At 37.5% G+C, this 6,489-nt stretch carries 6 protein-coding genes and 1 pseudogene; 5 read left to right on the plus strand and 2 right to left on the minus strand.

From position 1 onward, the window contains the following. The first annotated feature begins 1,644 nt into the window (after positions 1-1,644). The 5 genes from lspA to JMX13_RS13305 all read left to right on the plus strand — a co-directional run bounded on the left by lspA (position 1,645) and on the right by JMX13_RS13305 (position 5,017). A complete protein-coding gene (gene lspA, locus JMX13_RS13285; RefSeq protein WP_201613285.1) occupies positions 1,645-2,262 on the plus strand; it encodes a signal peptidase II in 618 nt (205 codons plus the stop codon). Positions 2,263-2,417: 155 nt separating this feature from the next. Further along, a complete protein-coding gene (locus tag JMX13_RS13290; protein ID WP_201613286.1) occupies positions 2,418-3,050 on the plus strand; it encodes a recombinase family protein in 633 nt (210 codons plus the stop codon). A gap of 107 nt (positions 3,051-3,157) precedes the next feature. Next, entirely contained in the window at positions 3,158-3,616 is a 459-nt protein-coding gene (locus JMX13_RS13295; protein ID WP_025651570.1) for a DIP1984 family protein, read from the plus strand. Between the two features lie 523 nt (positions 3,617-4,139). Further along, on the plus strand, positions 4,140-4,616 hold the full coding sequence (locus tag JMX13_RS13300; protein WP_227522865.1) for a CinA family protein: 477 nt from the start codon (positions 4,140-4,142) through the stop codon (positions 4,614-4,616). A gap of 134 nt (positions 4,617-4,750) precedes the next feature. Further along, positions 4,751-5,017: a hypothetical protein gene (locus JMX13_RS13305; RefSeq protein ID WP_227671069.1), complete on the plus strand. Its 267-nt coding sequence runs from the start codon at positions 4,751-4,753 to the stop codon at positions 5,015-5,017. Positions 5,018-5,211: 194 nt separating this feature from the next. Here JMX13_RS13305 and JMX13_RS13310 read toward each other — a convergent pair whose 3' ends face one another. Then, positions 5,212-5,493: a CsbD family protein gene (locus JMX13_RS13310; RefSeq protein ID WP_413786324.1), complete on the minus strand. Its 282-nt coding sequence runs from the start codon at positions 5,491-5,493 to the stop codon at positions 5,212-5,214. A 774-nt stretch (positions 5,494-6,267) separates the two neighbouring features. Then, positions 6,268-6,489 (minus strand): annotated as a pseudogene (locus JMX13_RS13315) (hypothetical protein); the annotation flags it as partial.

The following is a 6,489-nucleotide window of genomic DNA, read 5'->3' on the forward strand; positions in this document are numbered from 1 at the left end:
CTCTTTGTGACTGCAACCTATACTCATAAATATAAGTGTGGCAAGTCCTACTACTACCAATCTGAAATTAAACATTAGGCTTTCCTTACCAAGGTATCAATAAATTAGGTTTAATATAAAACGAGGTCAAAAAAACTGATAAGCATATAAATACAACGCTTTTTTTAATCAAATATTATCAACTAAACCAAGAAACTCTACAAGAAAATTGATACTCTTTGATGGAGTGTGCTTTGACGCTAATAGTTCGGTACCCTAGTGAGGACTTGAATACTAGGCTGTAGGCTATTGGTATCAACGGCTTTGCTCACTGAAACAGTCATAATGTACTTACTATATTCATGATCTATGCGGGAAAGGTTAGAATAAAAAATCACTAAATAACTCGGATTAATTCATGCCACTTAAAAAATTTATGATGATTTTTATACCGTATCTGATTATTTATATTGTGTATTTAATTTATGAAGTGACAATCGCTAATAATATTGACGTTAAAGGTTGGTGGCCATTGGCACTAATCTTTACAGCGCTGTACCAAGCCTTGGTCTCCATAGTATATTGTGTCATTGATAAATTATCTCCGTCTTCTTATCAATATACAGCTGTCTATGGCTTACTATTTGCCTTACCTTTTGTGATAATTTTTCTGATTAGTGAAGTTTTTTATCCGATTAATTGGTATGCAGTTAATATGAAAGAGGTCGAATTGACTACGACACAAGCAGTAGTTCAAAGTTCTCTTTTTTTACCATTTACTATAGGGCTGATTCTATTGACTCATTTAATCATAAGGTGGTTGATATGCCTTAGGAGGGGTCGATAATACCTATGAGGGAGCAATCAGGCGCTCTCACTGATCTGGCTCCCTATACAGGCATCGAACGTATTCCAACGACAGACGTTATGGTAAAAAATTATTAGAGTGGATCGGCACGGGAAAAGATGTTCAAACCATAGTTTTATGCTAGGTGATAAAGGCTACTAACTTTAATGATAGATAAACTAGAAAATACTAAGTCCACACAGAAAAACTCAATTCATAGAAAAATTGGTTTAGGCATTTATATTATATTTGCTTTGATCTATTATTTTTTTATGAAAGACATGTTTCTTGATGGAACTTTCTTCCTCATAGTAGGTATAGCGCTTCTTTTAGTTATTATATTTAAATTCTTTAAAGACCATACTTACGATTTTCAGGTTATATCGGTTTGTATATATTTTCTTATATTTGGTTCAGTCCATATTTTGCAATTGAGTCCATTAATTTTAGTTGTAGCTAGCATTGTATTAGTGATAGTTACGATATTTCCAAACTTCAAGTCCGTTAAAAAAGGTTAGGGATTGGTATTTGCTTTATATTGCTTTCGTCTCGTTAGTATTTATAATTAACGTAGCTACTTACTATAGTGGATTCAGTTTAAAAGAGATACAAGGCAACCGAGTGCAGATGTATATGTGATAATTCAAGCGAGGTTAACGCTGTAGCTCTTTTATAAAGGATTAACTATATAAGCAATATTCCTTATAGGCGATCAAATTTATCAAGTGTTAAACCCAGTATTATATTGAACTTTGCATCCGATTTTAGACTGACCTTTTAACTCAACTTTGCACTACCATTTTAAAAAGACGCCTTCTATGACTGATAAAAGTACAGTTACACCAAGCCACGGTTCTAAAGACACCTTAAATATTACTCATACGTCATTACCGATGCGCGCAAATCTAGCCAAACGTGAGCCAGAGATTGTAGCTAATGGTCGCCTTGCGCTTAATTGGTATCTATTGTCACTGTTTGTAATCATACTTGATCAGTGGACAAAATGGTTAGCTGAGACCAATCTAACCTTTCTTGAACCTGTGCCTGTGATCGAGCCGTTTCTAAATTGGACGCTCGCTTATAACTATGGCGCAGCGTTTAGTTTTTTGGCAGATGCCGGTGGTTGGCAAAAGTGGTTTTTTGCAGGAATGGCAATATTGATGTCGCTATTTTTGATAGTTTATCTGCCTAAAGCCCCTCGAAAAACTAAGTTACTTTCTCTCGGTTTAGCCTTAGTGCTGGGCGGTGCAATTGGTAATTTAATCGATCGCTTACTACATGGTCACGTCATCGATTTCATCCATGTACATTATGCCGATGTTTGGCATTATCCTATTTTTAATATTGCTGATGTTGGGATATTTATTGGTATATGTATTGGTGTTGTCTTGATTGTGATTGATATGATGTCTTTGGAAGGTAAGCGTAAGATTTAGTTAATTAATAATGTAAAAAATGATTTCCAAAATTTTGTAAGCTTTCCATGTATACCCCAAGGGAACCAGATATTTCACCCTTCAAACCTATTAACAGACCACTTAAAACAGACTGGTATAATGGAACCACTTATAACAGACTATTTTAGGTGCTTATGTTTATCAGAGCGTATTTACGAGCGTCAACCAAAGAGCAAGACGCTAAGCGTGCCAAAAGCGAACTCATAGCATTTGCCAACGATCATGGCCACAAAATTGCTGCCTTCTATGTCGAAAACGAATCAGGAGCTATTTTAGTGCGACCAAAGCTTATGCAGCTGATTGAAGATGCTCATAAGGGCGATGTTATCTTAGTTGAGCAGATTGATCGCTTGGCACGTTTGAATCAAGCTGATTGGGATACGCTCAAAAGAATGCTATCAGAAAAAAAGCTCTCTATCGTGTCAAAAGAGCTGCCGACCTCATATATGGCGCTTCAATCTGAAAGCAGTACAGAATTTATGAGCAGTGTATTGCAGGCCATTAACTCGATGATGCTGGATATGCTCGCAGCCATTGCTCGAAAAGACTATGAGGATCGCCGTAACCGTCAGATGCAAGGTATTGCTCGTGCTAAGGCAGAAGGTAAGTATTCAGGACGTAGGAAAGATACGGAAAAGCGCAAGATCATCGCTAGTCTGCTCAAATCAGGTCATAGCTATTCTGATATTCAAAAAATGACCAAGTGCTCACGGCATCTGATCGCTGATGTAGCCAAGGAAAGACCGAAGATGCTCAGTACTCATTAAGTGGTTCCACTACAGCAGTCTACTATGAGTAGTCTATTAATTGATTAATGAGCCTTTTCAGATGGTTCCGCTGGGGTATACTAATAAGGTGTTAAAAGGAGCTAAAAATGAAACTCGCAGAAGCCCTACTTATTCGTAGCGATATGCAAAAAAAACTTGCTCAAATTAAAGGACGTATTCGTAGTAATGCTAAAGTTCAAGAAGGCGATACGCCAAATGAAGATCCAAGTCATCTAATGATTGAGGCTAGTCAAGTCATTACTGAGCTATCTACTTTGATTGAACGTATTCACCGTACCAATGCAGTTGCTAAGACGGATAAAGATCAATCAATGCTGACGCTATTGGTTGAACGCGAGGCGTTGGAGATGCGCCACAAACTATTAATTGAAGCAATTGAAGCGACCGACACTGAGGCAGATCGTTATAGTCATCGTGAAATTAAATGGAATATTATGGTCTCAGTAGCTGGGTTACAAAAGCAAGCCGATGACCTAGCGATGAAACTACGCAAAATTAATATTGTCATTCAAGCCAATAACTGGCAAATTAACCTTGTTGAATAAGATTTGTAGACTACTAAATTTATAATTTTCTATTCTTATAGTCATAAATGAATAGAACCACCTATTGGAACCGATTGGGCGAGTGTCAGACCCCTTACCTACACAACAGGGGGTTGAAAACATACTGTAGTGTTTGTCATGCGTTGCGGGTAGACGCTTTTTTTACTACTTATGCCCCGAACACGTCACAGCTCACAAGGTACTACTTAGACCTTACTACCAGATACTGACAGTCGGTTTCAACTTTACGTTTAATGCCTCTTGATACGCCGATTATCAAGAGCGTCATCTACGAGTACTACGCATTTACCAAACTCAACACCCCGTGTTAAACCTCTCTAATCCACGACTCCATTCAAGTCCTCACTAGGGAACCGAACCAAGAAAAGAGCTTGAGTGGCTCGCTATAAGTATGCTTAATTAAAAAATACTGTTACGTAAATTCATCACTATATGAATTGAGTTTTTAATAGGAAAGGACTGTAATAGCCTTGATTGTTCTAATGTTAGTATGGAGGGCGTTGTGACTGATAGCTGTGCTAAGTTGTTGGCAGATAAGCAATTGACCATAGTCTTCATTGAAAGCGCGACCGCGGGCTATCTAGCACATCGCTTTTCTATGAGTCCTTATTCAGGCGATATATTAATGGGCGGCTTGGTATGCTATGACGTTGCGATAAAAAAGAACGTGTTAAATATATCGAGCCAATTAATTGCTGAGTGTACACCTGAATCCTTAGAAGTCACCCAAGAACTGGTTAATAAGTCTAAGACCATGTTTGAAGCCGACTTATATGTGGCTTGTACAGGACTATTAACGTCTGGAGGCTCTGAAACTAAGGATAAGCCTGTCGGTACGTTTTTTTATTGCATTGGTTATAAAGATGAGCTGTATGATTTTCGCAGTATCTGTCAAGGCGCCCCTGAGCAAAAGCTACGCAGCATCAATAGTCTTATTTGTAAGAGTATTATAGAGGTTGTAAATCGCCATACTGACTAATTTAAAATCTTATTATTTAGGGCTTTAGCCCATCCTCTATGTTTTTTGTTGCTAGAAACTATAATAAGGATATTAAAATGAAAACATCAGTACCTATTAAATCGCTTCAAAATAAACTATGGATAGTATTTTTGGTGAGTTTCTTTGGTCTCAGCGCTTGCAGCAGTGAGACAGAAGAGCCGGCTCCTAATACAGAATCTAGCGAAATGACACCTGTGCAAACAGCGACCGAGGCTGACGATCAAACCCCTGCTCCTACAGAGGAGGTAGAAGGTGCAGGTGGTACAGCATACTATTCTAGTAATGGGAGTGTAGAAAATGACCAAAAGACGGATGATACGGTTACTGTTAATGAAAATAACTCGAACTTAGATCAAACACCGGCAGATGGAGTGCAGTAAGTATGAGAAAGCGCGCAATCCATTAAGTATTAATATAAATAGCTCACCGCCATGTGTTCAAGTTTAACTAAGAAACCGTACTTATTAAGCGTCTCATCTTTACTTACATCATTAGCAGAATTGACTAAAAAAGCCCGTGACCATAATCACGGGCTTTTTACATTTTTAGGGTCTAATTATTAAACACTCAATCATCAATAGTTGTTTTGTGTACGCCACTCATCTACCTCACGTTCAGCGTCTTCTTTTGAATGACCATAACGCTCTTGGACACGTCCAACCAGTTTGTCACGGTCACCTTCGATATGAGTGAGATCATCATCTGTTAAATCTCCCCATTTTTGTTTTACTGAACCTTTGAGTTGGTTCCATTCGCCTTTTAGGGTTTGATTGTTCATATCGTTATCATCCATTTTTTGATTGTTTTTGTACTGCTCATCCATACTTTGTTCGTTCAAATCTTGATTGTTCATCATGGCTTTCCTTTTCTATTTATGCGTTTTTAAGTCAACGCATCTATATCAAGAACAAGCTCATCCATCTTTTATTTTTTTTATTGATGGATAGGCTGTCAGCAATTATTAAGCTGACATATCTAATATAGAGATACACATTTGGACTGTCTGTACAACGAATGTTTAAAATATTGCTGAGCTATTATTAAGTCTACCAATTTGTTATGACGGTATAAGTTATGATTCGGACCAGACTGTTAGTCATAATAAAAGTTTTCAATTGAAAAAGACTATAAAATTGGCTCTAGTGTCAGAGCTGGGAGACGCTCTTACTAAACCACCCCAAATTTCCTGAGACTTAACATTCTGAGAAGGTATAAAAAACCCTTTCGTTAAATCGTATAATGGGCGTTATGACAAATGATTTTAGACAGAAAAAGCCAATCTACTAGATGGCTTTTTTAGAGAGTTCTTGGACAGGTAGAGCGACTTATCGAAAGTAAGCCCATTAAGGATTACTACAGTCAATTAGAAAAATCTAGTCACGACTATAGTGCTCAAGACGAGGATTAAACCGCTCACTCCTAAAGCTCGTAGAACAAATTCCTTGTTGCTCATAACCGCCCTCGCATCATTCTTTATTGTTAATATCTACTTTATACTTTATCTATCCATTATTGTAAATGACTCTTTAAAATACCATCAAAAAGTACATTGAGCGAACCTATCCAGTATTATTATTTTGTATATGAATAATTTAATCAATTATGATGACACCCACATGGGAAACTGAACTTAATAATTCGCAAGCTCATCCTCTTGCTCATCACAGACCTTCAATCCAATTTGTACGGCCTCACTCAGATCAGCACCTTCTTTGACACTATAAGGCACATTTGGCGTCAAACGACTTAGCTTTAAGCCATCTACCGCTGCTTTGTTAAGCGGTATACCAACGTAAGATTCATCGGTGTAACCCTTAGGATGAAAAAACACCTCACGACCAAAGGAAGGATT

Source organism: Psychrobacter immobilis, from assembly GCF_904846285.1.
GTDB lineage: Bacteria > Pseudomonadota > Gammaproteobacteria > Pseudomonadales > Moraxellaceae > Psychrobacter > Psychrobacter immobilis_D.

Bases quoted from the DNA above. Each gene is read 5' to 3' on its own strand.
- JMX13_RS13295 (WP_025651570.1), top strand. From the start codon at position 3,158: ATGAAACTCGCAGAAGCCCTACTTATTCGTAGCGATATGCAAAAAAAA.
- JMX13_RS13290 (WP_201613286.1), top strand. From the start codon at position 2,418: ATGTTTATCAGAGCGTATTTACGAGCGTCAACCAAAGAGCAAGACGCT.
- JMX13_RS13310 (WP_413786324.1), bottom strand. From the start codon at position 5,493: ATGATGAACAATCAAGATTTGAACGAACAAAGTATGGATGAGCAGTAC.
- lspA (WP_201613285.1), top strand. From the start codon at position 1,645: ATGACTGATAAAAGTACAGTTACACCAAGCCACGGTTCTAAAGACACC.